This is a genomic window from Leifsonia sp. 115AMFTsu3.1 (genome assembly GCF_004362795.1).
Taxonomy (GTDB): Bacteria; Actinomycetota; Actinomycetes; order Actinomycetales; family Microbacteriaceae; genus Leifsonia.
Genome location: NZ_SNYB01000002.1, coordinates 660,177 through 684,817 on the forward strand (window position 1 = coordinate 660,177; position 24,641 = coordinate 684,817).

Here is a 24,641-nt window from a genome sequence, read left to right on the forward strand (position 1 = left end):
CTCAGGTGCGGCGGGCCGACCGCCGTTCGGGCCGTGACGGCGTGGGCTCCGGCGACCCGCCGACGACCTCGCGGGGCAGGTTGCGCGAGAAGAACAGCGCGCCGCACGACACCAGGGCCAGCGCCGCGAAGGACAGTTCGAGCGACCGCAGCTGCGACGTCTCGTACAGCCCGGCCAGGGCTTTCGCGTCGTCGTCGCCGAGTCCGGCGTCGGTCGCGATCTTCGGCACGTCGGCGACGGCGACCGGAGTGATGCCCTCCTGGGTGCGCTCCTGCACCGTGCTCTTGACGTCGTCGGGCAGCGTGCTCTCTGCCACCGCCCCGGCGAACACGCTCGAGAGCGACGCGATCATGACCGAGCCGATCAGCGCTGTGCCGAGCGACGAGCCCAGGTTCTGGAAGACCCCCTGGATTCCGCCGGCCTCGCTCAGCTGGGTGGGCCCGACCGCCGACATCGTCACGTTGCCGAGCTGGGAGGCGAGCAGGCCGAGCGCGGCCCCGGCGATGAACATCCCGGTGGCGAAGAGCCAGTTGTTGAGCTCCACATCCACCGAGCCGAGCAGGATGAGGCTGGCCACCACAAGCGTCAGTTGGCCGATGCGCGCGATCAGGCGCGGCGAGAACCGTTTCGAGAACATCGTGCCGAGGACCGAGAAGAGGACGAGGGAGATCGAGAGCGGGAACACGCGGATCCCGGTCTCGAGAGCATCCAGCCCCAGGGTCAGCTGCAGGTAGATCGGGACGATGAAGAAGAGTCCGGCTGTCACGGTGTACTGGATCGCGAGACTGCCGACACCCGCGCGCAGCTGCGAGATCCTCAGCAGAGACACGTCGAGGAGCGGCGGCCGGCCGCTGGCCACGAGCCGGCGCTGCCGCACGAAGAACAGCCACAGCAGGACGCAGCCGGCCGCCACCAGATAGGGCACTGGCGACAGCCCGAGCAACGTGTACGGCGCTCCCGCCCCGGCGAGGATCCAGCCCCAGCTCTTGGTCTGCAGCAGGGCGTACACGATCAACACCAGGCCGGCGGCGGAAAGCAGGACGGAAAGGATGTCGATGCGGATGCGCGATCGCGTCCCGTGATCGCCGACGAGGAAGCTGAACAGCAGGACGACGGCCATGATGACGACCTCGCCGGCGAAGACGTACCGCCAGCTCGCGTAGGTGGTCAGGAAGCCGCCGATGAGCGGACCGGCGGCGACGGCAGCTCCCGACGACGCCCCGATCACGGCGAAGGCGGTGACCCGGGCGTGGCCCTGGTAGTTGTCCGCGATCAGCGCCGCGATCGCCGGGATGACCAGCACGGCGCCCAGCCCTTCGACGATCGACCAGCCGAGGAACAGCACGACGATGTTGGGGCTGAGAGCTGTCGTCAGCGACCCGATGGCGTACACGATCGATCCGATGATGAGGGCGCGCTTGCGGCCCCAGACATCACCGAGCTTTGCTCCGAGCAGCATGAACGCCGCCATCGTCAGTGTGTAGAAGGTGATCGCCGACTGCATGGCGGCGATCGTCGTATCAAGGTCAGCCACGACCGTCGAGATGGACACGTTCATGACGGTGCTGTCGAGCACCATGACGAACTGCGCCGCCCCCAGCACCGTCACCGCACCCCAGCGTCCCGCCATGGCTGCACCTCCCGTGCTCCCGGTGGCCGCATGCTAGCCCCGCGCGCCCGTCTCCGGACACCCACGGTTTCCGGCGACCGCATGGGCGTATCAGGCGCCGAAGGCCGAAAGACCCTTCCCGAGCCCCCGCTCGCCCCTCAGGATGTGGCCACGACGACGCAGACGGGAGATCGACATGGCTGACGGGGCGAACGCGAGGACGATCGTGCGGGACGGGCCGTGGGGGTTCTTCTTCCTGCTCGCGTACATCGGCGCGGCGATCTACTTCATCTCGGTGTCCGACGGCTCATTCTGGGGCATCGTCCTCGGGCTACTGCAGGCGATCGTCTGGCCGGCCTACGTGGTCTACCACCTGTTGGTGCTGCTCGGCGCCTGACCTCGAACGAGCTCAGGCGAGGTGAGCGGGACCCCGATTCAGGCGCGGACGGTGTTGTCGGGGAGCCGCCCCTGCGTCTGCTCCGTCGTTCCCGGCTGGGCCAGGAAGACGATCAGGACGATAAGTCCGGCGATCGGGAGCAGCAGCCAGAACAGGTTCGTCCACGACCTCCCGCTGTCGCGCAGTCGGCGGACGGTGACCGCCAGGTAGGGGAGTAGCACGGCCAGGCCGAACGCGGCCGACAGGCTGCTGCCCAGGTAGATGGTCCCCTGGGGCGTGATGAGGTTCAGCGCGTTGAGCGCCGCGCCGCCGAGATACACGAACAGCGCGAACCACCAGAACTCGGGCCGCGCCGCCGTGCCGGTGAACGTCGCGTACTTCTTGAACGCGACCGCGATCGCTTCGAAGAACGACATGGTCCCCACCCCTTCTCATTTCCCCTGTGGCTGCGAGCGTATGACGCCGGCCGGCTCCCGGGCGGGTCCAAAGTCCCGCCGCGAGACGGCGGTCGTCGTGAACAGCGACGCGGCCGTCGGGGCGGTGAGCGCGGCGATCGTGACGGCCATGAGCACGCCCGCGCAGAGGTAGGCCACGACGAAGAGGAGCGCCGGCGTGTGCTCGTCGATGATCGGCGACGGCGCGGCGGTCCAGAGGACCGCGGCCGCCCATGCGCCCATCGTGACCGGGATCCACCGCGTAGTGCGCCGACGGCGGAGCGCCAGCCACTGCGCCGTAGGGATGGATGCGAGCAGCAGGAGAGCACCGACGACCAGCGCCGCGATTCCCACGGGATTCCGCAGGTCGACCCCGAGTGTGCTCGGGAGCATCCCGAGCGACCACGCCAGGGCGGCTCCGCCGCTCGTCGCCACGACCCAGGCCGGCCCGAGCTGCGCCCTGCCCGCCGCCCACTGCTGCGCGAGCCCGAGGAGCGCCCCCTCGACCGCCCCGCCGGCCACGATCATGGCGTATGCGGTCCAGACGTCGATCGCCGGTCCGGCCGCGGTCACGGCGACGGCGACCGTCGCGGCAACGGCGAACCCCAGGGTCTCGCCGACCGTGACCGCGGCGATCCAGCGGACGACGAACGCCCGCCTCGGCGTGCCGCTCACGTGTTCGGGGTGCGAGTGCTCTGCACCCGCGCGTCCGTCGCATCCACGACCGCCGACTCCACGGGTGCCGTCGGGTGGGACGGTTCCGCTGCCACCGGCCGCGTCGAGTCCCACGGTCGCTGCCGACGGAACTCCAGGAGCTGCGCGCCGAGCCCGAAGGACACCATCCCGACCCAGACCAGGATGTTGAGCCACGGGATCTGCAGCCCGACGATCAGGATCAGACCGCCGAGGAACGACGTGAGAACCGGGTGGTGCCGGCCTCGGAGTACGAGCCGCCCGAGATAGTGGGCGCTGAACAGGAACGTCGCGAGCGTGAGCACGGTCCAGACGAGGATCCCCGCCAGCGCGAGCGGTGCGCCCGCGATGGTCACGAGCAGGAAGAGGAGCGCGAAGGGGACGACGATCGCCGCCACGAATCCCACGAGGAGGGCACGCCAGGGGGAGGGGAAGAGCTGGTCGGTCACCCTGTCCAGCCAGCGCGGGATGAGAAGTGCCGCTGCCACCGTGATGAGGCTGAGGGCGACGAGCGCATAGAGGAGGCCGAGCAGCCAGCCGATGACCACAGCCCACGGCGAGATCTCGACCGCCGGCGACCGTTGGGGCTGAACGTGCTGCACCGTGCCGCCGACTGCTCCGCTCGCGATCTCGGCCGTCCTGTCGCTGGAGTAGGTCACATCCCCGCCGACGGTTCCGTCGATGGTGAGTTTCGTGACGCTCGCCTGCAGGTCTCTGCCGACGTCCCCCGCGATGACGATGGAGCCGGCCCCCGCGACGATGTCCTTGCGGACGGATCCGCCGTCGGCGACGACGAGGCTGGAGGCGAAGATCGTGGCGCTGCGTGCGACATCGCCGGAGATGGTGACATCCTGGGCAGCCAGCCGGACGCTTCCGTCGACGGTGCCGCTGATCGTGATCGTCTGCGCCGCGGCGATGACGTCCCCGGTGATGTCGCCGCTGATGCTCACGGTCTGCCCGGCGGCATACACGTCACCGTCGACGGGGCCGGAGACGTCGACGGCCGTGCCGGTGTAGAAGTGCGGTCCGGCGTCGGCGCCCGTAGCCGCCGGGTACGCGGCAGCGCCGCCGAGGCCGAGCATCAGGAACCCGGCTATGACCGTCGCGGTGACGAGTCTGCCCGTGTGCGATCGAACGTTCATGTCAGGGCCTTCCCTCGCGTCACGTCTCTTGGGTGTGGCCGCCCTGCGGCGGCTCGCCGGTGGCGGTCAGGATGGCCTGCTCCACGCGGTCCTCGACGCGGTGCCGACGGTCGACCCCGAACAGGTACACCGCGTCCAGGACGCCGAGGGTGTTGGTGAGGAGGAGGGTGACGAACCAGGGTTTGCTCTGGTTTCGGGCGGCGCGCCAGAGCGACACGCCCTTCCAGGCGAGGCTCCACGCCACGATCGCGCCGAATGCCGCTGCGCGTGCGGGCGGGAGGTCGCGGCCGTGCATCCATGCCGTGTTCTGCTGCGTGGTCTTCATGTGCCGACTCAAGTCGTTTCTCCGGCGCGCGAGAAGGGTCGAAGGTCCTGGCGCGTGGACCTCCGCCCGCGGGAGGCTCGGAACATCAACGATGTGAGGAGCACCGATGCCTGTCGAACTGAGCCGCGATGAGATCGACGATCTGCTGGCGAATCAACTGGTCGGCCGCCTGGGCCTGATGGACGGCGAGGCGCCATACGTGGTGCCGATCTCGTACGCGTACCGCGACGGCGACATCTACGCCCACAGTGCGCAGGGCAAGAAGCTCGACGCTCTGAGGAGCCATCCCGAGGTCTGTTTCGAGGTGGATGACGTGGTCAGCGTGGACGAGTGGCGCAGCGTCATCGCCTGGGGCACCTTCGAGCAGTTGCTGGGCGCCGATGCCCGCGAGGGCCTGGACGTGCTCCTCGACCGGCTGCGCCCGGCGGCCGCGGGTGGGGCGAGCGATCATCCGGGAGCGCAAGTGGGGATGGTCCGTACCCTCGACATCCCGCGCATGGAGGAGGCGCACGCGGACCTCGGCCGTCCGAACGCCGCCGCCGCCGTCTTCCGGATCCGTCTGCACACGCTCACGGGTCGCGCGGAGTCCCGACGATGAGCGACGGCAGGACCGTCGTCGGATTCGACGGCACGTCGGCATCCTGGCGCGCGCTTGACTGGGCGCTCGATCGGGTCGAGCGACGTGGCGGTGCGCTGGAGATCGTGACCGCCCTCGACACGCGCCTGGGCGCCGCGGTCTTCGGCCCGCACACCGATCTCTCGGAGACTGTCGAAGTCGGGCTCCGAGAGGCCGAGGCCCACGCGACCGCCCTCGCACCCGGCGTGCCGGTGCGCGCCCGCTGGGTGGACGGGCCGCCGTCCGGCGCTCTGATCCGTGCAGCGCGCAACGCCGCATTGCTCGTCGTCGGCACCGACCGGCACACGGACGGTTCCGGCGCGAGGATCGGCTCGCTCCCGCTGCGCCTGGCGGCCAAGGCGGACTGCGCGGTCGCGGTCATCCCGGACCCCGGTCCTCTCGGCGCCGGCCCATCGAAGGGGAACGCCGTGGTGGTCGGGGTCGACCGGTCGCCGTTCGCCCGCTCGGCGCTCGCCCTGGCGGTCGCCGAGGCGAGCTGGCTGGACGGCGAGGTCATCGCGGTCCACGCCTGGGATGTGCCCGAGTCGTTCGAGCGCGCACTCGACGAGGGCCGGGAGGTCGATCCGGAGTTCGCCGCCGCGGAGTCGCGCGTCGTCCCCGACGTCGTCGCCGATGTCCCGATCGCCCACGCAGCTCGGATCCGCCCCGTCCTGGTGCGTCGGAACCCGGCCGCCGCGCTGATCGAGCAGGCGCGGGATGCGGAGCTTCTCGTCGTCGGCACCCGCGGCCGCGGGGCGGTCGCCGCAGCGATGCTCGGGTCCGTCAGCCACGACGTGCTGCTGAATTTGCCGTGCCCGGTCATCGTCACACCCGTCAAGTACACGTACGTGGTGCCCGGCACGGACGACGTGATCTGAACCGGCGACAGCAACGAAGGAGCATCATGCAGGCAGGCACGACCACGACGCCGCCCATCGTCTGCGGCGTGGACGGATCGGACGAGTCACGTCGCGCCCTCCACGAAGCGGCGACGCTCGCCCGGGCGCTCGACACCGGGCTCGACGTCGTCATGGCCTGGCAGCACTCCACCTCCATGTACGACGCCTACTTCCCCGCTCCCGAGCAGTCGCCGAAGGTGGTGGCGTACTCGACGCTGCAGGAATTGGTGGCGGCGGAGTTCGGGCCGACGATCCCGGATTGGGTCCGGCTGCGTGCCGAGTCCGGTCACCCGGGCAGCGTGCTCGTGAAGGCGGCTCGTGATGCCGCGATGCTCGTCGTCGGCAGCCGGGGCCTGAGCGGACTCGCCTCGCCGTTCCTCGGATCGGTGAGCCTCTATTGCGCGACCCAGGCGCCCTGCCCGGTGCTCGTCGTCCGTCCGCCGATGGGGGAGGCCCACGCCCGTCACTGATCGGCGACCGGGACCCGTCGGCGAGGTCGACGGCCGGTCAGTGCCCGGAATGGCGGTGCTCGAGCTGCAGGACGGCCGCTTGCGTCCGCCGTTCGAGCCCCAGTTTCGCCAGCAGAGAGCTGACGTAGTTCTTCACCGTCTTCTCCGCCAGGCCCAGCCGTTCGCCGATCTGCCGGTTGGTGAACCCGTCGGCGATGAGCGCGAGCACCTGGCGCTCGCGCAGGCCGAGGGACGCGAAACGCGGGTCGTCGGCCGGCTCCCGCAGCTGTGAGGCCACGCGGGAGGCGATCCGCGGGTCGATGAGCTTCTTGCCCCGGGCGGCCGCGCGGATGTCGTCGAGGAGCGAGCTGCCACGGATGTCCTTGATGACGTATCCGTCGGCTCCAGCGATCAGCGCGGCGCGCAGGGCGTCCTCGTCGTCGTACGCCGTGAGCATGAGGCAGCGGATGCCGGGGTCCTCCTGCTTGACCCGTCGGCAGACGTCGATGCCGCTCCCGTCGGGGAGTCGCACGTCGAGCACCGCGACATCGGGCCGGACGGCGAGGATGCGCGAGCGCGCCTGCGCAGCAGTCGCCGCCTCACCGACCACCTCCAGGTCGTCCTGGGCGTCGATGAGCGCCGCGAGCCCACGGCGCACGATCTCGTGGTCGTCGGCGAGGAAGACGCGGATCGGCTGAGACGTCATAGGGCTTCCTCCGAGACGGGGAGGCGGAGCCGCAGACGCGTTCCGCGATCGTTCGAGTCGATGTCGAACTCACCGCCGCGCAGGCGAGCTCGTTCGGCGAGATTGCCGAGCCCGCTCCGCCTGGTCGTGTCGCCCAGCCCGGTGCCGTCATCGGCGACGATCGCCGTGATCTCATCCGCCGAGGCCGTCACGGCGACCGACGCGGTCCGGGCGCTCGCGTGACGCACCACATTGGTCAGCCCTTCGCGGACGAACGCGGCGAGGTCGTCGGCCAGCTGCGGCTCGGACACGACATCCACCGGCCCGCTGAAGGAGACGGTGGCCGGCACAGGGAGACCCCCGCCCACCTCGTGGACGATGTCGAGCAGCCGATGACGGAGGCTCCCCGTCGAACCCTGGTTGTGCGAGAGCGCGAAGATCGCGGTGCGGATCTCGGCGATGGCCTGATCGATGGAGGTCACGGCTCCTTCGATCCGGTCGGCGACGGCTCCGGGACCGAGCAGCGACTCGACGCTCTGCAATTCGATTCCGGCGCCGAACAGCTGCTGGATGACGTGGTCGTGGAGGTCGCGCGCGATGCGTGCCCGTTCTTCGAGCAGCAGGGCCCGTTGACGGTCCGCGCGGCCGGCGGCCAGCTCGATCGCCAAGCCCGCTTGGCGGGCGAAGGCGGTGGCGCGCTCGAGGTCGAACGCACTGAAACCGGCGACGCCGGCCTCCCGCACGGCGACCAGCGCCGCCGTCCGGCCGTCCAGGAGCGCGAAGGGCGCCACCAGCACCGGGCCCGCATCCGGAACACCGTCGGAATCGGCGGCGGCGAGGCCTCCGAGACGCGTGGGCTGCATGCCCTCCAGGGCGCTCCGCACCTGCTCCGCACCCGCCACGACCTGGGCGAGGAGCTGATCGGCGCCGTCGGCCGCGCTGATCCGGGGGAGGGAGCCGTCTTCCTGCTGCAGCACGAACGACGCGCGTGCGCCGAGCAGGATGCCCGAACGATCGACCAACTCAACGAACGCGTCAGCGGTCTCACCGCCCAGGATCGACGCCGTCAGTTCCGCTGTCGCCGCCGCCCACGCCTGACGCGAGCGGGATTCCGCGTACAGGCGCGCATTGTCGATCGCGAAGCCGGCGTTCGCCGCCAGCGCCTTGACGAGCTGCTCGTCGTCCTCGGTGAACTCGCCGGACTCCGGGTCGGTGAGGTACAGGTTGCCGTAGACGGTGTCGCGCACGGTGATCGGGACCCCGAGGAACGCCGTCATCGGCGGGTGACCCGCGGGGAAGCCGGCCGAGCGGGAGTCGCCGGCGATGGAGCCGAGCCGGATGGGTCGCGGGTCGTCGATGAGGGCACCGAGCAGACCGTGGCCTTCCGGGAGGTGGCCGATGCGGTGGACGTCCTCCGGCGCCATCCCGACATGGATGAACTGCTCGAGCCCACCGCCCTCGGCGATGACGCCGAGCGCGCCGTAGCGGGCGCCGACGAGATCGACGGCCGCCTCCGCGATCGTCCGCAGCACCACCGGCAGCTCGAGGTGGGACACGACGGCCCGGTTCGCGCGGACGAGAGCACGCAGCCGCCCCTGCGTCTGCAGAACCTTGCCCGCCTGATCCACGAGCTGCGCCAGCGCGTTGTCGAGTTCCCCGCGAGGGGCGTCGGGAAAGGTGATGGGGTCGTCGCCCGACATGTCTTTCACCCGCCCTTCGCGGCATCGAGGCGCCGCGCCCGGCCGGGCGCCTCCCGGGCGATTCTAGCCAGCACGCCGAGACGGGTGCATCCCGCGGGACCAAGGACCCATGGCGGCGGTACCCGGCGCGCGACAGTGGAAGCGGAGGTACCCGAATGGAGATCCGCAGATACATCGTCGGCGTCGACGGTTCATTGCCGTCGAGAGCGGCGATCCGCTGGGCCATCGGCCACGCCCGGCAGGATGGCGCCGAGGTCACTCTGGCGCACGTCGCCGACGACGAATGGGGGGCCGTCGGCGTCGAACTCATCGACGAGGTCGACGCCGGCGCTCGCCGGCTGCTCGACGAGGAGGTCGCGTACGCGCGATCGCTGCAAGGGACCGCGGGCCTGAAGGCCGAATTGGTGAGGGGCAGCCCGATGGCCGTCCTCGCCGCCCTCGGCGACGCCGAGACGATGCTGGTCGTCGGCACGCACAAGACCGGATTCCATTACGGCCGCGCGTTCGGCTCCCGCAGCCTGCAGCTGGCGAACCTGGGCGTCGGCCCTGTCGCGATCGTCCCCGACACCGAGTCGCGCCTGCGTCGTGGCGTCGTGGTCGGCGTCGATGACAGCGCGGCCGGCACCGCCGCGCTCGATGTGGCAGCGGACTTGGCCTGCGATCACAACTGCGAGCTGACCGCGGTGCGGTCCTCCGGGCCGTCCGCCGGCGCCGATCGACGGGATGCGGAAGCCGAGGTGATCACTCACCACGACGACGAGGCGCGCACACTTCTTGCGGGGGCTGTCGAGCGCATCCGTCGTCGTCAGCCGGGCATCACGATCCGCAGCCGGGTGGTGCGACGGCCGCCCGGCGCCGCCCTCAACGACATCGCCCGCAGTGCCGAGGTGCTCGTCGTCGGCGACTCTCGGCGTGAAGAGGCCCAGCCCGGAGGTCTCGGGTCGGTCGCCTACGACGTGCTGCTCAACGTGTCGTCGCCCACCATCGTCGTCCACGCGCCGCCGGCGGTCTCGACGGCGCCGGAACCGGAAGGGGAAGCCCATGTCGTCCGATGAACCCGTCCAGGAACTGGACAGGGCCGAGTGCCGCGAGCTGCTGAAGCAGGGCGTGCTCGGACGTCTCGCCACAGCGGTCGGAGGGGAGGTCGACATCTTCCCCGTCAACTACTACTCGGACGGGGACAGCATCCTCATCCGCACCGCGCCAGGCACCAAGCTCCTCGAACTCACCGTGCACAGCGCCGTCGCGTTCGAGACCGACGGCTACACCGACGAGGAGGCGTGGAGCGTCGTCGCCCACGGTCGCGCCCGGCAACTCGAGCACCAGGCCGAGATCGACGAGGCCGACCGTGCGCCCCTGCAGCCGTGGGTGCCCACGCTCAAGTACCGCTACATCCACATCGACATCACCGCACTGAGCGGTCGGCGTTTCCGCCGTTCGGCGGAGCCCGAGCGCTGGTGACGAACACGGAAGGGAACGCGCACATGTCCGATCGGAACGAATCCGTCGCCACGGAGTCGGAGGATTTCATCCGCCCCGGTGGTCGCATCGTCGTCGGGGTCGACGGGTCGGCGTCCTCGCTCTCCGCGCTGCGCCGCGGGGCGCGGATGGCCGAGCGGCTCGGATGCACGCTGGTCGGAGTAACGGTGTGGGAGTTCCCGCAGTCGTGGCCCGGGTATGTGATGGACGGATGGTCACCGGAGGCGGATGCGCACTCGATCGCCGACCAGGCGGCGGAGGAGGTCTTCGGGTCGACGCCGCCATCCTGGTACTCGAAGGTGATCCGCAACGGCTCGCCCGCGCGGCAGCTGATCGCCGAGTCCGAGGACGCGGAGATGCTGATCGTCGGCAGCCGCGGTCTGGGCGGCTTCACCGGGCTGCTCCTCGGTTCCGTCTCGCGCTCGTGCGTGGAGCACGCCGACTGTCCGGTGCTGGTCATCCACGGGGCCGAAGGGTCCGCGCGGCGCTGACGACCGGTGCTCCGCTCAGCGGAGCGCCGGGGCCTGGAGCTCGGTCGCCAGGGTCCGTCCCCAGTCGCGGGCGAGTTCCAGCTGCCCGGGTTCGAGCACGCTGTCCTTGTCGACGAGGAAGCTCTGTCGTTCCGCGAAGCGCCGCGATCCGAGCTTCTGGAGCCGCTTCTCGATGTTGCGGGCGGCCGAGCCGGAGAACAGCTCCGTCATGTCCGCACGGGTGTCGAAGGCGGCGAAACGGGCTGGGGCGCCGCCGCAGCTGTCCAGCCACTCGCGTACACCGATCCCCTCGGCGTCCGCTTCGAGGGTCAGATGACGCGCGGGGTCGGCGGCCCACGCTCCCGCCTCCGTGCGGGTGGCCGGCCTGCTCAGACCGTGGACGTGGGTCGGCGCCCCGACGACCACCAGGTCGACATCGGGGAACGACTCCGGCGCATCCTTCACGGGGATGACGGTGACGGTCGCTGCCGAGCGCAGCCCATCGGCGATCGCGTCGGCCACCGCACGGGTGCTGCCGAACATGGACTCGTAGATGATGGTCGCCCGGGCGACCGGAGGTGTCTGGTTCATACCGGCAGTCTCGTGCGCCGCTGCGGGCTCGCGCAGGGTCGAAAGTCACGTGGAGCGGGCGGGACCTTCGGCTCTACGGCACGGGTTTCCGCACGGGCATCGTCGGAGGTGTCGTCATCCCGGGGATAGGCCCGGTCGAGAGAAGAGGTCGCGATGCCGTACACGATCATGGTCGCTGTCGACGGGGAGCCGGATCACCGGGCCGCCCTCGACTGGGCGGCGGCGAGGGCCGCGCGCGACGGAGCCCGTCTCGAACTGGTCCACGTGGTCGAGCGCGCCTGGGGCGACAGCACGGAGGAGCCGATCCGACTGCTCGTCCTGGCCGTCGGATCGCTGCTGGAGGCTGAGAAGCAGATCGCCCTGCACCGGGCGCGCGAAGTGAGGGAACGTCGAACGGTCGCCGCGGGAGGTGCCGGCACGCCCGCCGAGGCCGTCGGCGACATCGAGGTGGGCACGCGTTACCGCTACGGCCACATCGGTCCGGAGCTCGCGTCCGTCTCCCGGGAAGCGGACCTCCTCGTGATCGGTACGCCGGCCGAGGAAGACCGCCGTCGCGCCTTCGCCGGCTCGCTGGCGGTGCGTGTGGCGGCCGTGGCGGAGTGTCCCGTTGCGGCCATCCCCCATGGCTGGGTCGACTCCGGACACGGTGTCGTCGTCGGGGTCGACGGCGAACTGCAGACGGAGTCCGCGGTGGAGTTCGCCGCGGCCGAGGCGGAGGTGCTCGACGAGCCGCTGACGGTCGCCTGCGCCGGCTACATCGCGAATCCCCTGCTCGCCGGCCTCGTGCCGGAGATCTCTCTCGGCGACCGCCGGGAGCGCGTCGCGGCCGACGCCGCCGCCCTCGCGAAGGAGCGGCACCCCGGCGTCACCGTCTTCACCGACGTCCTCGACACGGCACCGTCGCGCGGACTCGTCGGCGAGGCCGACGGAGCACGCATGCTGGTCATCGGCACGCACGACCGGCGCGGGATGCAGCGGTTGATGCTGGGATCGGTCGGCCACGACATCCTGCTCAACGTCCGGACCCCCGTCGTCGTCGTGCGCCGTGCGCGCGCCACCGCGGAAGACGCCGGACGCCGGTGAGTCACCCCGCAGCGACGGTCTCCGAGCCGCCGGCCCTGAGTCCGGTCTGGTACTACGCCCGGCTGTCGCGCACTCCCGAGCCGCCGGTGCGTGCCCGTGCGTATCGCCACCGGGTCGCCCGGCGGGCGTCGCTGTTCACGGCGCGGTCGCCGCAGTCGCGCTGACCGTCTCGGCGGAGGCGCTCACGAGGTGACCGGGCGGCGCCGGCCGAACAGGCCGAGGCCGAGGAGGACCAGCCCGAGTTCCGCGAGACCGGCGGTGAAGTAGATCGCCTGCAGGGGGCTGAAGGGGATGAACATCATCTGCACGAAGATCCAGATGAGCAGCCCGAACGCGGCCACCGCGGCCGCGAACGCGCCGGCGTGGGATTGCCGGCCGACCATCACGGAGGCGAGCATGTGCGTGCCTCCCACGATGACCGCGAGGATGACGCCGGGTGCCACATACGAGGTGAACGGGCTCCCGCCGAGGTAGGCGCGGTCGGGCACGGCTCCCGCTCCCGTCGTCGATGTCGCGCCGCCGATGATGAGGGCCAGACCCCCGGCGACGGCGCTCAGGCCGACGGCGGCCGTCAGGACGGTCAGGACGATGCGGATCCAGCGTTTCATGGCTCCTCCGAACTCTCCCTTCCAGCCTGGGCGCGGCCGGGTCGGGCGGTCAGGGTCCAAAGGCCCATGGCGGTCCGGCGGGACCTTCGGCCCACCGCGCGGAGGCGCCCCCGCAGCACACTGGCGGCATACCGAAAGGAGCCGCCCATGCGCGCAGCCGTCGTGAGCCAGTACCGCGAGTCGCTCACCCTCGAAGACCGTCCGATCCCGACCCCGGGTCCCGGCCTGGTCCTGGTCCGCCTGGAGGCGTGCGGACTGTGTCACACCGACATTCACGCCATCGACGGCGACTGGCCGGTCAAGCCTGCCCTCCCCTTCGTTCCCGGCCACGAGGGCGTCGGGATCGTGGAGCGCCTCGGCGACGGCGTCACCACCCGCGAGGTGGGGCAGCGGGTCGCGCTCCCGTGGCTCGGCTACGCGTGCGGCGAGTGCCGCTACTGTGTCGACGGCCGCGAGAACCTGTGCGAGGCACAGCACAACACCGGCTACTCCGTCGACGGAGGATACGCCGAGTACGCCGTCGCCGAGGCGCGGTTCGCTGTGCCGGTGCCGGACGATGTGTCCCCGCTGGATGCCGCCCCGCTCACCTGTGCGGGCGTCACGACCTATGCCGCCGTGAAGGCCGCGCGGGTGGTTCCGGGGGAGCGCGTCGCCGTCTTCGGCATCGGCGGTCTCGGTCACCTCGCCGTGCAGTACGCGCGCCTGGTCGGCGCCCAGGTCTTCGCCGTGGACGTCACAGAGGAGAAGCTGGATCTGGCAGTCCAGTTGGGCGCCGACCACGCCATCAACGCGGCCGAAGTCGATCCGGTGGAGGTCATCCGGCACCTCGGCGGCGTGGACGTCGCCATCGTGCTCGCGGTCGCGCCCCGCGTGTTCGACCAAGCCTTCCAGTCGCTCAATCGCGGCGGACGGCTGGTGCTCGTCTCCCTTCCGGCCGACGGCACCCTGACCATCCCGGTCTTCGACACTGTGCTCAAGGGCATCTCGGTCATCGGTTCCATCGTCGGGACCCGGCAGGATCTGGTCGAGGTGTTCGCCCTCCACGCCGCGGGGCGCACGCGCGTAGTCGCGGCCCGCCGCGACATCGCCGATGTCAACGAGGCGGTCGCGGAGGTGCTCTCCGGCCAGGTGCCGGCGCGGCTCGTCTTCGTCTACGACTCCGGACTCCCGGTCGAGTCGCCCGCAGACGACTCCGCTGCGGCGATCGCGCGGGAATGAGCATCGCTGAGCCTCGGCCCGGCAGCAGGAGGCTGATCCGGGCCGCGCTCCGCTACCGCGTGATCACGCTCACGCTCCTGGTCGGCGTCGTCTCGCTCGCGCTGTTCCTGGCAGGGGCGGTGGCCGCCGCGCAGTGGACCGCCGGCCTGTACGCCATCGCGGTCGCCGTGGGTTACACGGTCCGGATGCTCCGGACCCTGGCTTCCGGCGGGTTGGGCGTTGACCTCCTCGCGGTCGTCGCGATCGTCGCGACGGTCGCCGTGGGGGAGGTGGCGGCTGCGCTCGTCGTCGTCCTCATGCTCAGCGGGGGCGAGGCGCTCGAGGACTACGCGAACCGGCGGGCGAGGCACGAGTTGGATGCGCTGCTGCGCCGGGAGCCCCGGTCGGCCCACCGCTTCGCGGCGGATCAGGCGGAAGGAGAGCGCATAGAGGACGTGCCGGTCGGAGATGTGCGTGTCGGTGACATCCTGCTGGTCCGCCCGGCCGAGGTGGTGCCGGTGGATGGGGTGCTGCTCGATGCCGCCGCGTTCGACCTCTCGTCGCTCACCGGCGAGAGCCTTCCAGTCGACCGCTCGCCGGGCGACGACATCCTCAGCGGCAGCATCAACGGAGCCGAGGCCGTACGGCTGCGCGCGACCGCCGTCGCTTCGGACAGCCAGTACCAGCAGATCGTGGCGCTCGTCGCGCAGGCGTCCGGGAGCAGACCCCGCGTGGTCCGACTCGCCGACCGGTTCGCCGTCCCGTTCACGGTGTTCTCGCTGCTCCTGGCGGGGGTCGCCTGGGCGGTCAGCGGTGACCCGGTGCGGTTCGCGGAGGTGCTCGTCCTGGCGACGCCGTGCCCGCTCCTCATCGCGGCCCCGGTCGCGTTCATCGGCGGGATGAGCCGTGCGGCGCACTCCGGCATGCTGGTCCGCGCCGGGTCGGTGTTCGAGACGCTGGCCCGCGCCCGCACGGTCGTGTTCGACAAGACGGGGACGCTGACGACGGGCCGCCCGGTGCTCCGGGAGGTGCGTCCGGCGCCCGGCGTCGATGCGACCGAGCTGCTCGCTCTGACCGCGAGTGCGGAGCAGTACTCCTCCCACGTGCTCGCGGCGTCCGTGGTCCAGGCGGCCGAGCAGCGCTCGATCGCCCTGCGGGAGGTCGCGTCGGCCGAGGAGCACGCCACCAACGGTGTCCTGGCCGAGGTGGACGGGCGCCGAGTGGCGGTCGGCAAGCTCGCCTTCGCGCGCTCCTTCGCACCGGACACTCCGCGTGCGGAGATCGGCCCGGGCGAGCTGGCCGTCTATGTCACGGTCGACGACGCCTACGCCGGGGTCCTCCTCGAAGCCGATCCGCCGCGACCGAATGCGTCGGCCACTCTGCGTGGACTGCGAGAGCTCGGTGTCACGGACATCGAACTGTTGACCGGCGACGCGGAGGAGACCGCCGCCCACGCCGCTGCGGCGCTGGGGATCAGCCGGTATCGCGCCGAGTGCCTGCCCGCCGACAAGGTGCGCAGGGTCGCCGAGATCACCGAGCGCCCGGTCGTGATGGTGGGCGACGGGGTGAACGACGCCCCTGTGCTCGCCCGCGCGGACGTCGGCGTCGCCATGGGTGCGAAGGGGGCGACCGCGGCGAGCGAATCGGCGGACGTCGTCCTGCTGGTCGACGACATCGGCGGCGTTGTGGATGCGCTCGCCATCTCGCGTCGAACCGTCCGCATCGCGCTGCAGAGCATCTGGCTCGGCATCGCCGCCTCCGTTGCGCTGATGCTGATCGCGGCTTTCGGTGTCATCCCGGCCATCGTCGGTGCTTTGCTTCAGGAGGCCGTCGATCTCGCGACGATCCTGGCCGCGCTGCGTGCGGCGCGGGTGCCCCGGGGTGTGCGGGTGCGCGTCGTCACCGGCGGCGCGCCGGCGCAGGTGTGATCCGGGACGTGAGCGGCCGGCGTCCCCTCACGCTGCGTCAGAACTCGCAGCCGGCACGTGCTCCAGACCCAGCCCGGGCTGACCGTAGGTGCCGACGACCTCGGCGATGACGATGCGGTAGGCGCCGATCCACCGATCGTGCAGCCGCTTGGCCTCGCGGTGCGTGTCCATGCCGATCAGCTGCTGCAGCGCCTCGCGCGTCTCCCAGTAGTAGACCTCCGCGTGCAGGCCGGTCTCCTGGTTGCTCCACGCCTCCTCGCCGAGGAAGCCGGGGATGGCGCGGGCGCGCTCTGCGATCTCGTCGTTCAGCCGATGGAAGTCCTCGTCGTAGGGCTTCGCCTCGAAGATGAACGTCGACGTGTACATGGCAGCTCCCTCGTCGCGACGATGCTAGCAATCACGATCGGCCCGTGGCTCGAACCAGGAACGCCTCTCCGGCCCGCTGTATATCCACGCGTCCTCGGCCGCAGCTACCGTGTGGCTGGCCGCCCACGCCTACGTGGACGGCCGCCGCGAACAGGGAGCAGAGGATCGCGCGATGGTGAACGAGCCGAGGCAGCACAGCGACCGGCGTCCCCTGCGGGTGCGAGTGGCGGTGGGTGCGCTCGTCGCCGTCGCGGCGTTCGCATTTTCGGGATGTTCAGGCGAAGTGAGCCCTGTCGATCGTGCTCAGGCGCAGGTCACCGCGAAAGAGAAGGCGGTGAAGGAAGCGCGGTCGGCGGCGGATGCGGCTTCGCAGGAGTTCTGCCAGGCGAGTAAGACGTACATCGAAGCTCTCGACCGGTACGGCGACATCCTCACGCAGACCGCTCCGACTGTGGGCGACGTGAAGGATGCGGGCTCCGATCTGGCCAAGCCGAGATCCTCCGCGTTCGATGGCGCGGAAGCGGCCGTCGAGGCTCACCAGGAACTCGCGACGGCCGAACAGGAGCTCGTCGCCGCCCGAACCGCCCTCGACCAGGCGCGAGGGGAGTCCTCCGGCACCCCGGAGAGCGATGCGACTCCGCAGCCGACCGCGACCCCGCTCGTCCCCAGCGCGACCGTCGATCGTGTGAAGCAGGCCGACGCGGAGTTCGCCGCCGCTCAGTCCGCCATCACGGACCAGACCACCCTCGCGGCCGCTTCGGAGCAGTTCAACAGTGCGGCGGTCGCTCTCGAGTTCTCCTGGCTGCAGCTGTTCGCGCAGGCCGGCTGCATTCCCGACGATCAGGCCCAGGAGGCATCCGCGGCCGTCAGCCGCTACGTGACCGAACTGCAGCAGAGTCTCGCTGCCGCCGGCTACTACTCGGGCGCGATCGACGGTGTATACGGTCCGCAGACCGTCGCGGCCGTCGAAGAGCTCCAGGCCGTCAGCGGCCTGCCGGTGACGGGCACGGTCGACAAGGCGACTGCCGCAGCGCTGGATGCCACGCTCCTCGCCCTCGGTGGCGCCGCCGCGCAGACGAACACGGCCAGCACCGCCGCCCTCCAGCAGACGCTGAAGCTCGCGGGCTTCTGGAGCGGCCCGATCGACGGCGTCTGGACTCCCGCGCTGACGGAGTCCCTGCAGGCGTTCCAGACGAAGCTCGGAGTCGAGGCGACCGGAACGGTGAATGCCGCAACGATCAGCGCCTTCGACAAGGCGCTCGCGGAGGCGCAGCAGGCGCAACAGGCTCCGAGCGCGACTCCGACGCCGTCTCCCTGACGAAGCCCAGTCACTTCCCCGGGTCGACGGGACCCGCAGCATCCCGAGGATGGCGTTGACAGGCGATTGCTAGCCAAGAAAGATGTCTAACACCCGGGCCGGACATCCGGATCCGCGCGGGGGCTCTTCGCACCACTTTCGGCTGTTCTCATCCCCTGGGGAAAGGTAAGAACGCATGCGAATCCAGCCTCGGCTGTGGATGGGGTTCCTGATCTGGGCCGGCTACGTCGTGGTGGTCTTCGTCGTCAGCGCTCTGATGGGCGTCCCATACACCAGGGTCGGTGCCTCCGCTGGCGAGACATGGAGGGGCGCGGTCGTCGACCTGGCCGTCGCCGCGCTCTTGCTCGCGGTCACCACGTCTCTGCTGGGCTGGTGGCGGCCGGCGCTGTTCGAGCGCAAACGCTCTCGTCACGTCTGGCCCGTCTTCGTCCCGATCCTGATGGCGGTCGTGGCGCTGGTGAACATCCTCACGACGGACTGGTCGAAGTTCGACGCCTCCTTCCTCCTCGCTCTCGTCGCACTCGGTGTCCTGGTGGGCTTCAACGAGGAGCTGATGACACGCGGCCTCGTGCTCACAGCGTTCCGCTCGCGGCTGCGCGAGGGGTGGGCCTGGTTCCTGTCCAGCGTCTTGTTCGGGGTGATGCACCTCGTCGACGCGGCGCTGGGAGCCCCGCTCGGCGGCACGCTCGCGCAGGTCGGTCTCGCCTTCGCCTCCGGCACGGCGTTCTACATCGTGCGGCGAGTGACGGGATCCCTGATCTGGGCCATGCTGCTGCACGGGCTCTGGGATGTGTCGGTGTTCGCGGTCGGGCACGCGCCACTCGGCGTGCCATTCGCGACCTTCCTGACGCCGGTCATCGGCATCCTGTCGCTCGCGGTCGTCTACTGGGTCATCACGGGAGCGGACGAGAAGCAGGATCGCGAGCTGACCGCACGCAGAGCTCAGGATGGCCGCGGGCCGGAGGTGCCAGGATCGGGTGCCGCAGTCCCCGGCTCGACCGGCTCCGGGTCCGTCTGAACCGTCTTGGTGTCCGCCGGGTCGTTCTGGCGCCGGCTGGCGAACAGGAACGGGATTCCGATCAGCTCGACCGCTCCGCCGATGACGAGCGACGTGCCGTAGCCCCAGAGGTCGGCCGCGCGTCCGAGCGCCGGTTGGATGAACACCCCGCCGAGGCTGCCGAACAGCGAGTCGAACGACAGCACGGTCGCGCGCTGCTTCGAGGGGATCATGTCGTTCAGGTAGGCCTGGCGAACCGGGCCGGCCACCGCGAATACGAAACCCCAGATCACCAGCAGGGCGACGGCGAGCCAGAAGAGGCTGGTCACCCCCAGCGCCACGAGGATCACGATGCTCGTCAGAGATGCCCCGATCACCGTCGTCGTGCGCTTCGCGAACAGACGGCGGATGCGCGAGGCGAGCACACCGCCCGCGACCTGCGCCAGCGACAGGATGGCGGCGGCGAGCCCGGCGATCGAGTACGCGGTCTTGTCGCCGTAGAGTTCCAGCAGATACGGCTGCAGCGCGTAGAAGGCGTAGATGCCGACGCCGGAGGCGAACGGCGCCGACAGGATCACCCAGCGCACCGACCGTTTGCGCAGCCCGTGATCGATCGACTGCCTCAGCACGTTCCTGGTCGCCGCGACCGGGCCCATCGAGTGGTCGGGTGTGAAGCCGAGGTCTTTCATCACGATGGCGGCGAACACCAGCATGACGACCAGCACGCCGGCTCGCAGCAGGAACGGCACGCCGAGATTCGTCGCCTGGGCGATGATCCCGCCGAGAACCGACCCGGCGAACATCGAGATCCCCGTGACGACCAGGCCGCGGCCGAACACGGCCTCCAGGCTCCCGGTGTACTTGGCGAACGCCAGGGCGTCGACGAGCCAAGCGTCCACCGCGCCGGAGAAGAACGTGAAGCCGAGACCGAGCAGCGCCGACACGATCGCCCACCAGACGAACGGCGCGTGCCAGAGCCACAGCAACCAGTACAGGCCGGTGGTCACCGACAGGGTGATCGTGCCCAGCAGGTAGGACGCCTTGCGCCCGACCGTGTCGGCGACGACGCCCGTCGGGATCTCGAAGATCACCATCCCGGCGGTGAAGAACGCGTTCGCGGCGAACGCCTCGAAGTTCGTGAGCCCGGCGTCGAGCAGGAAGAGGGTGTTGATCCCCCAGATGAACGACGCCGCCAACGTGTTCCCGAGCATCAAGGTCAGGTAGACGCGCTGCACGCGGCGAGCCGCCGGATTCATGACCCGCGACCGATCGGTTCATCCCGGCTCGTCACCCCGGCATCATGGACCCGATCGGGTGGGCCTGGCTACTCGCCACCTACGGTCTCCGCCCGAAGCCGCCTGGCTCGAGACAGCGGGAGGCGAGATACTCGCTAGCATCCGATCCAGCGCCCCCGTGGCGTGCAGGACGAAAGGCCACCTCTGTGCACGACCTCCGTGATGTTGTCGTCGTCGGCAGTATCAACGTCGACCTCACCGCCATCGCCGACCGCCTCCCCACCGCGGGGGAGACCATCGGAAACGCTGCCCTGCATCGAGACGCGGGAGGAAAAGGGGCGAACCAGGCTGCCGCGGCAAGCCGCCTCGGCGCGCGTGTCCGGATGGTCGGTGCCGTCGGGGATGACGCGGACGGGAGGTGGATGCTGGATGAGCTGCGGACTGCCGGGGTCGATGTGTCCGCCGTACGCATCGTCGACGAGCCGACGGGCACGGCGCTGATCGCTGTCGATCGGCACGGGGAGAACCAGATCGTCGTCTGCCCGGGGGCGAACAGTGAGGTGTCTCTCAACGGTCTCCACATCGCGGATGACGAGGTCGTCCTGACCCAGCTCGAGGTCGACACCGGGCTGGTGTGCGAACTGGCACGTTCGACCGCTGCCTTCTTGGTGGTCAATGCGGCTCCTGCGCAAGCGCTTCCCGCTGAGCTGGTCCGTCGCGCAGATCTCTTCATCGTCAACGAGTCCGAATTCGCGCTCATGCCTGAGCTGGCCGACGCGCAACGCGTGGCCGTCACCTACGGCGGGGACGGCGCCGCGCTCTACGAGAAGGGATCGCTGATGGTTCGCGTACCGGCCGTGCGCGCCGAGCCTGTGAATACAGTCGGGGCCGGTGATGCCTTCTGCGCCGCCCTTGCGCTCTCGTTGACAGCCGGTGTCGACCCGGAACACGCCCTGGGGATAGCGTGCGCGGTGGGAGCGGCAGCGGTGGAGGACGAGAGAAGCCAGCCGGCTTTCGCCAACCTGGCCGACTATGCGGGCGACCTGGCGCGGTAGTCGACGACGCACGCGCGTGATGCGGTCGCGGACGCGACTCCGTCTTATCTAGTGAAAAACCCCGGCATCCTCAACGGATCCGGGGTTTTCTCTGGTGGCTCCGACCGGCATCGATCCGGTGACCTTTCGATTTTCAGTCGAACGCTCTACCAACTGAGCTACAGAGCCAGGGGATGCTGTCGCATCCACCTAGACGGAAGCCCTTCCTAGTGGAAGGGCTTGTCGCCGTGGCGACCCTGACGGGACTTGAACCCGCGACCTCCGCCGTGACAGGGCGGCACGCTAACCAACTGCGCTACAGGGCCTTAGTGTGTTGCTTCTTGAGTTATCTGGTGCTGATTAATACTAGTGGACACCGTTCGGCGTGACCCCAACGGGATTCGAACCCGTGCTACCGCCGTGAAAGGGCGGCGTCCTAGGCCGCTAAACGATGGGGCCGGATTGTCTCGAATTGCTTCCGCTTTCCGATGACCACCGACGCATAAGCATACGGAAGTGCGACAGAGAATGCGAATCGGGTTCGGATCCCGGGCGGGTCGGCGCCCGGCGGCCCGTTGCCGGTTCGCGCAACGCCATTGCGAAATCCGGGGACGGGGCGGAGACGCGACATAGTCTGCGACCCAGGCGGTCCCCCCGGCCGCTCGTGCGGACGCACGCCGACCCCCATCGTTCCGGCCTCCGACCAGGTCGGAAAATCGCCATGTTGATAGAGTGACGCATGTTGACAGTGGGGCACGTGTGACTCGCGTGACGGACGTCGACGCAGAAGTGAGCGGGCCGAGAAACACCATGAGACGCGAAACGACCAGCCGAACGGTTCCCCCGACCACCCGCGGTTCACGCCGCCGGGCGGTCATCGGCGCCCGCGCGACGCGCGCGATCGCCGCCCTGATCGTCGGCGTGGTGGCCTCGGTCGGCGCCGTCTCCGCCCCGGCGTACGCGGACAACTACCCCAGCTGGCAGGACGTCCAGGCCGCGAAGGCCAACGAGTCCGCCGCTTCCGCGCAGGTCAACCGCATCAACGGTCTCATCGCCCAGCTCAAGCAGGAGGTGGCCGACACTCAGGCGGCCGCGGTGAAGCGCGGCGAGGAGCTCGAGGTCGCCCAGGCGAACTTCGATCAGGCGGCCATGAAGGCCCTCGACCTCGAGTCGCAGGCAGCGGCCAGCCAGAAGAAGGCGGATGACGCGAGCGCCCAGGCGGGCAAGCTCGCCGCCCAGCTCTACCGCACCGGTGGCCGGAATCTGACCGCCAACCTGTTCCTCTCCGGCAACAACGCGACCTCCAAGAGCCCGGAGCAGCTCCTCTCCGACCTCGGCAGCATGTCGAAGCTGGTGGAGCAGTCCAACAAGGTCTACGCCGACGCCAAGGCCGCGCAGAACACGGCGAAGTCGCTGTCCGACCAGGCGGTCGTCGCCAAGGCCGACCGCGAGCGTCTCCGCGTCGTCGCCGAGGCGGCGATGCAGGCGGCGATCGAGGCGGCGAAGGCGGCGCAGGACAAGCTCGCCGAGCAACAGAAGCAGATCGTCGTCATGCAGGCGCAGCTCGCGGCGCTGAAGGACGCGACCGCAAAGACCGTCGCCGGCTACGAAGCCGGTGTCGCGGCGGCCGCCGCTGCTGCGGCAGCTCGCGGCTCGGGCGGCCTCCCGGGCGGTTACGTCGGACCCCAGGGCTGGGCCGTGCCCGCCGCCGGCCCGATCACCGACGGATTCGGCGCACGCCCGTCGCCGGGCGGGGTCGGCAGCACCTACCACCTGGGCATCGACATCGGCGCCTCCTGCAACGCGCCCATCTATGCGGCTCACGACGGCACCGTCGTCTACGCCGGACCGAACGGCTCGTACGGCAACTTCGTCCTCATCGACAACGGCGGGGGCATCCAGACGGGCTACGCCCACATCCGCAACGGCGGCATCCTCGTCGGCATCGGCCAGCAGGTCGGCGCCGGCCAGCCCATCGCCCGCGTCGGCACCACCGGCGCCTCCACCGGCTGCCACCTCCACTACGAGGTCCGCGTCGGCGGCGAGAAGATCGATGGGATCCCGTTCATGAGAGATCGGCAGGCACCCCTTGGCTAACGAGAACGAGAAGAGCAGCCGCGTCCGCCCCGGCCTCGCCATCGGCGCGGGGGTCATGGGCGCGGTCACGGCATCCATCGGCATCGTCGCCCCAGCGCAGGCGGTCGACTACCCGTCGTGGAACGACGTCCAGCAGGCCAAGAACAACGTGGCCAACCAGCAGGCGATGATCGACAACATCACGTCGCTGATCGGCAACCTCCAGTCGAGTGTGGATGCGGCCCGCATCGCCTCGGAGAAAGCGGCGGAGGCCTACTTCCAGGCCAAGGACGCCCTGGACGCGGCGACCGCCAAGGCCGCCGACCTGGAGAAGCAGGCGGGAGCCGCGGCCGAGAAGGCCAAGACCTCCAAGATGCGCGCCGGTCTTCTGGCGTCGCACCTGGCGAAGTCCGGCGGCGGCGACGTCACCACGGACCTCATGCTCAAGGGCGGCGGATCCGGCGACGCCGCCGACAAGCTCCTGTTCCAGCTCGGGACGATGAGCAAGCTCACCGAGCAGTCCAAGGCCGTCTACGAGCAGGCGACGAAGGACAAGAACACCGCCGACGCGCTGACCGCGCAGGCGAAGTCTGCCAAGACCGAGCGCGAGTCGCTGGCCGACGAAGCCGACAAGGCTCTGGCTGCGGCTCAGGATGCGCAGGCCAAGGCGCAGGCGGCCCTCGCCACCCAGCAGCAGAAGTCGACCGAGCTCGTCGCCCAGCTCGCGACGCTGAAGAACACCTCGGCGCAGACCGAGGCGGCGTACCTGCAGGGCGAGCAGATCAAGGCTCAGCAGGAGGCCGCTCGGCGGGCTGCTGCCGCTGCCGCCGCGGCGGCAGCGGCAGCGGCGGCAGCGAACCAGCCCTCATCGGGTGGTGCAGCGCCGTCCGGCGGCGGTGGGGGAGCGGCCCCTGCGGCACCGAACGGCAACGTCGTCGACACCGCGATCGCATACGCCCGCGCCCAGCTCGGCAAGCCGTACATCTTCGGCGGCGAAGGCCCCACCGGATACGACTGCTCCGGACTGACGATGAAGGCATATGCCTACGCCGGCGTCTACATCGGCTCCCACTCCGTGAACAACCAGTACTACACGGCCGCCAACAGAGGCCAGCTGGTCTCGTACAGCGCCAAGCAGGCGGGCGACCTGATCTTCTGGGGCGACGGTCCCGGCGACTTCTACCACGTCGGCATCTACATCGGCGGCGGCATGATGATCGCGGCTCCGACCGAGGGCGACGTCGTCAAGGTCCAGTCCGTCTGGGGTTCCCCCTGGCGCCTCGTGGCCCGTCCCAGCGCCTAGCTCCCGA

Annotated in this window: 27 protein-coding genes and 3 tRNA genes; 16 read left to right on the forward strand and 14 right to left on the reverse strand. The window is 70.2% G+C overall.

Annotated features, from left to right (window positions below):
- Position 1 precedes the first annotated feature (1 nt).
- Positions 2 to 1,630: an MFS transporter gene (locus tag AXZ95_RS14095; protein ID WP_018192159.1), complete on the reverse strand. Its 1,629-nt coding sequence runs from the start codon at positions 1,628 to 1,630 to the stop codon at positions 2 to 4.
- Between the two features lie 175 nt (positions 1,631 to 1,805).
- On the opposite strand from AXZ95_RS14095, the gene AXZ95_RS14100 reads away from it, so the two are divergent.
- Positions 1,806 to 2,006 (forward strand): hypothetical protein, encoded by a 201-nt coding sequence (locus tag AXZ95_RS14100; protein ID WP_018192158.1) that lies wholly within the window; start codon positions 1,806 to 1,808, stop codon positions 2,004 to 2,006.
- Positions 2,007 to 2,044: 38 nt separating this feature from the next.
- Here AXZ95_RS14100 and AXZ95_RS14105 read toward each other — a convergent pair whose 3' ends face one another.
- From AXZ95_RS14105 to AXZ95_RS14120, 4 genes are read right to left on the reverse strand one after another with little or no spacing between them, the layout of a single operon-like run.
- Complete coding sequence (locus AXZ95_RS14105) at positions 2,045 to 2,422, reverse strand: DUF805 domain-containing protein (protein WP_018192157.1); 378 nt, start codon at positions 2,420 to 2,422, stop codon at positions 2,045 to 2,047.
- A gap of 15 nt (positions 2,423 to 2,437) precedes the next feature.
- On the reverse strand, positions 2,438 to 3,115 hold the full coding sequence (locus tag AXZ95_RS14110) for a hypothetical protein (protein ID WP_018192156.1): 678 nt from the start codon (positions 3,113 to 3,115) through the stop codon (positions 2,438 to 2,440).
- Positions 3,112 to 4,275: a polymer-forming cytoskeletal protein gene (locus tag AXZ95_RS14115; RefSeq protein ID WP_018192155.1), complete on the reverse strand. Its 1,164-nt coding sequence runs from the start codon at positions 4,273 to 4,275 to the stop codon at positions 3,112 to 3,114. Before AXZ95_RS14115 ends, AXZ95_RS14110 begins: the two co-directional genes overlap by 4 nt.
- Before the next feature lie 19 nt (positions 4,276 to 4,294).
- Positions 4,295 to 4,600, reverse strand: a complete 306-nt coding sequence (locus tag AXZ95_RS14120) for a DUF5652 family protein (protein ID WP_018192154.1) — start codon at positions 4,598 to 4,600, stop codon at positions 4,295 to 4,297.
- A 106-nt stretch (positions 4,601 to 4,706) separates the two neighbouring features.
- Here AXZ95_RS14120 and AXZ95_RS14125 point away from each other — a divergent pair, with 106 nt between their 5' ends.
- The 3 genes from AXZ95_RS14125 to AXZ95_RS14135 are packed head-to-tail and all read left to right on the forward strand — an operon-like array spanning position 4,707 to position 6,585.
- Positions 4,707 to 5,198, forward strand: a complete 492-nt coding sequence (locus AXZ95_RS14125; RefSeq protein WP_018192153.1) for a pyridoxamine 5'-phosphate oxidase family protein — start codon at positions 4,707 to 4,709, stop codon at positions 5,196 to 5,198.
- Positions 5,195 to 6,094 carry a universal stress protein gene (locus tag AXZ95_RS14130; RefSeq protein ID WP_018192152.1) on the forward strand — a complete coding sequence of 300 codons (900 nt, stop codon included), beginning with the start codon at positions 5,195 to 5,197 and terminating at the stop codon, positions 6,092 to 6,094. The genes AXZ95_RS14125 and AXZ95_RS14130 overlap by 4 nt, the downstream gene beginning before the upstream one ends.
- A gap of 26 nt (positions 6,095 to 6,120) precedes the next feature.
- Positions 6,121 to 6,585: a universal stress protein gene (locus tag AXZ95_RS14135; RefSeq protein ID WP_018192151.1), complete on the forward strand. Its 465-nt coding sequence runs from the start codon at positions 6,121 to 6,123 to the stop codon at positions 6,583 to 6,585.
- A 37-nt stretch (positions 6,586 to 6,622) separates the two neighbouring features.
- Here the strand turns inward: AXZ95_RS14135 and AXZ95_RS14140 are convergent, their stop codons facing one another.
- Together AXZ95_RS14140 and AXZ95_RS14145 are read right to left on the reverse strand one after the other, a co-directional pair.
- On the reverse strand, positions 6,623 to 7,270 hold the full coding sequence (locus tag AXZ95_RS14140) for a response regulator transcription factor (protein WP_018192150.1): 648 nt from the start codon (positions 7,268 to 7,270) through the stop codon (positions 6,623 to 6,625).
- On the reverse strand, positions 7,267 to 8,949 hold the full coding sequence (locus AXZ95_RS14145; RefSeq protein WP_018192149.1) for a GAF domain-containing protein: 1,683 nt from the start codon (positions 8,947 to 8,949) through the stop codon (positions 7,267 to 7,269). Before AXZ95_RS14145 ends, AXZ95_RS14140 begins: the two co-directional genes overlap by 4 nt.
- 155 nt (positions 8,950 to 9,104) lie before the next feature.
- On the opposite strand from AXZ95_RS14145, the gene AXZ95_RS14150 reads away from it, so the two are divergent.
- The 3 genes from AXZ95_RS14150 to AXZ95_RS14160 are packed head-to-tail and all read left to right on the forward strand — an operon-like array spanning position 9,105 to position 10,919.
- Entirely contained in the window at positions 9,105 to 10,004 is a 900-nt protein-coding gene (locus AXZ95_RS14150) for a universal stress protein (protein ID WP_018192148.1), read from the forward strand.
- A complete protein-coding gene (locus tag AXZ95_RS14155) occupies positions 9,991 to 10,410 on the forward strand; it encodes a pyridoxamine 5'-phosphate oxidase family protein (protein ID WP_018192147.1) in 420 nt (139 codons plus the stop codon). The genes AXZ95_RS14150 and AXZ95_RS14155 overlap by 14 nt, the downstream gene beginning before the upstream one ends.
- A gap of 23 nt (positions 10,411 to 10,433) precedes the next feature.
- Positions 10,434 to 10,919 carry a universal stress protein gene (locus tag AXZ95_RS14160; protein ID WP_231374468.1) on the forward strand — a complete coding sequence of 162 codons (486 nt, stop codon included), beginning with the start codon at positions 10,434 to 10,436 and terminating at the stop codon, positions 10,917 to 10,919.
- Positions 10,920 to 10,934: 15 nt separating this feature from the next.
- On the opposite strand, the gene AXZ95_RS14165 is transcribed toward AXZ95_RS14160, so the two are convergent.
- Positions 10,935 to 11,489 (reverse strand): flavodoxin family protein, encoded by a 555-nt coding sequence (locus AXZ95_RS14165; RefSeq protein WP_018192145.1) that lies wholly within the window; start codon positions 11,487 to 11,489, stop codon positions 10,935 to 10,937.
- Between the two features lie 153 nt (positions 11,490 to 11,642).
- Here AXZ95_RS14165 and AXZ95_RS14170 point away from each other — a divergent pair, with 153 nt between their 5' ends.
- Both AXZ95_RS14170 and AXZ95_RS19645 read left to right on the forward strand, forming a co-directional pair.
- A complete protein-coding gene (locus AXZ95_RS14170; RefSeq protein ID WP_018192144.1) occupies positions 11,643 to 12,572 on the forward strand; it encodes a universal stress protein in 930 nt (309 codons plus the stop codon).
- Positions 12,569 to 12,736: a hypothetical protein gene (locus tag AXZ95_RS19645; protein WP_155825392.1), complete on the forward strand. Its 168-nt coding sequence runs from the start codon at positions 12,569 to 12,571 to the stop codon at positions 12,734 to 12,736. The genes AXZ95_RS14170 and AXZ95_RS19645 overlap by 4 nt, the downstream gene beginning before the upstream one ends.
- An 18-nt stretch (positions 12,737 to 12,754) precedes the next feature.
- Here AXZ95_RS19645 and AXZ95_RS14175 read toward each other — a convergent pair whose 3' ends face one another.
- Positions 12,755 to 13,180, reverse strand: coding sequence for a hypothetical protein (locus tag AXZ95_RS14175; RefSeq protein WP_018192143.1), 426 nt, complete (start codon positions 13,178 to 13,180; stop codon positions 12,755 to 12,757).
- A 147-nt stretch (positions 13,181 to 13,327) separates the two neighbouring features.
- Between AXZ95_RS14175 and AXZ95_RS14180 the strand changes: the two genes are divergently transcribed.
- Together AXZ95_RS14180 and AXZ95_RS14185 are read left to right on the forward strand one after the other, a co-directional pair.
- The gene (locus tag AXZ95_RS14180) at positions 13,328 to 14,398 is read left to right on the forward strand and encodes a zinc-dependent alcohol dehydrogenase (protein WP_018192142.1); all 1,071 of its coding nucleotides are present in this window, start codon (positions 13,328 to 13,330) and stop codon (positions 14,396 to 14,398) included.
- Positions 14,395 to 16,305 carry a heavy metal translocating P-type ATPase gene (locus AXZ95_RS14185; protein ID WP_026307289.1) on the forward strand — a complete coding sequence of 637 codons (1,911 nt, stop codon included), beginning with the start codon at positions 14,395 to 14,397 and terminating at the stop codon, positions 16,303 to 16,305. Before AXZ95_RS14180 ends, AXZ95_RS14185 begins: the two co-directional genes overlap by 4 nt.
- A 27-nt stretch (positions 16,306 to 16,332) precedes the next feature.
- Here the strand turns inward: AXZ95_RS14185 and AXZ95_RS14190 are convergent, their stop codons facing one another.
- Positions 16,333 to 16,671 (reverse strand): hypothetical protein, encoded by a 339-nt coding sequence (locus tag AXZ95_RS14190; protein ID WP_018192140.1) that lies wholly within the window; start codon positions 16,669 to 16,671, stop codon positions 16,333 to 16,335.
- Positions 16,672 to 16,843: 172 nt separating this feature from the next.
- Between AXZ95_RS14190 and AXZ95_RS14195 the strand changes: the two genes are divergently transcribed.
- Together AXZ95_RS14195 and AXZ95_RS14200 are read left to right on the forward strand one after the other, a co-directional pair.
- Positions 16,844 to 17,989, forward strand: a complete 1,146-nt coding sequence (locus AXZ95_RS14195) for a peptidoglycan-binding protein (protein WP_018192139.1) — start codon at positions 16,844 to 16,846, stop codon at positions 17,987 to 17,989.
- A 175-nt stretch (positions 17,990 to 18,164) separates the two neighbouring features.
- Positions 18,165 to 19,007 (forward strand): CPBP family intramembrane glutamic endopeptidase, encoded by an 843-nt coding sequence (locus tag AXZ95_RS14200; protein WP_231374467.1) that lies wholly within the window; start codon positions 18,165 to 18,167, stop codon positions 19,005 to 19,007.
- Here the strand turns inward: AXZ95_RS14200 and AXZ95_RS14205 are convergent.
- On the reverse strand, positions 18,932 to 20,242 hold the full coding sequence (locus AXZ95_RS14205; protein ID WP_018192137.1) for an MFS transporter: 1,311 nt from the start codon (positions 20,240 to 20,242) through the stop codon (positions 18,932 to 18,934). The genes AXZ95_RS14200 and AXZ95_RS14205 overlap by 76 nt on opposite strands.
- 185 nt (positions 20,243 to 20,427) lie before the next feature.
- Between AXZ95_RS14205 and AXZ95_RS14210 the strand changes: the two genes are divergently transcribed.
- Entirely contained in the window at positions 20,428 to 21,276 is an 849-nt protein-coding gene (locus tag AXZ95_RS14210) for a ribokinase (protein ID WP_018192136.1), read from the forward strand.
- Positions 21,277 to 21,368: 92 nt separating this feature from the next.
- On the opposite strand, the gene AXZ95_RS14215 is transcribed toward AXZ95_RS14210, so the two are convergent.
- The 3 genes from AXZ95_RS14215 to AXZ95_RS14225 all read right to left on the reverse strand — a co-directional run bounded on the left by AXZ95_RS14215 (position 21,369) and on the right by AXZ95_RS14225 (position 21,714).
- Positions 21,369 to 21,444, reverse strand: a tRNA-Phe gene (locus tag AXZ95_RS14215).
- A 60-nt stretch (positions 21,445 to 21,504) separates the two neighbouring features.
- Positions 21,505 to 21,581: transfer RNA gene (locus AXZ95_RS14220), tRNA-Asp, on the reverse strand.
- A 60-nt stretch (positions 21,582 to 21,641) separates the two neighbouring features.
- Positions 21,642 to 21,714: transfer RNA gene (locus tag AXZ95_RS14225), tRNA-Glu, on the reverse strand.
- 351 nt (positions 21,715 to 22,065) lie between these two features.
- Between AXZ95_RS14225 and AXZ95_RS14230 the strand changes: the two genes are divergently transcribed.
- Entirely contained in the window at positions 22,066 to 23,352 is a 1,287-nt protein-coding gene (locus AXZ95_RS14230) for a peptidoglycan DD-metalloendopeptidase family protein (protein ID WP_018192135.1), read from the forward strand.
- Complete coding sequence (locus tag AXZ95_RS14235; RefSeq protein WP_018192134.1) at positions 23,345 to 24,634, forward strand: C40 family peptidase; 1,290 nt, start codon at positions 23,345 to 23,347, stop codon at positions 24,632 to 24,634. Before AXZ95_RS14230 ends, AXZ95_RS14235 begins: the two co-directional genes overlap by 8 nt.
- Positions 24,635 to 24,641 lie beyond the last annotated feature (7 nt).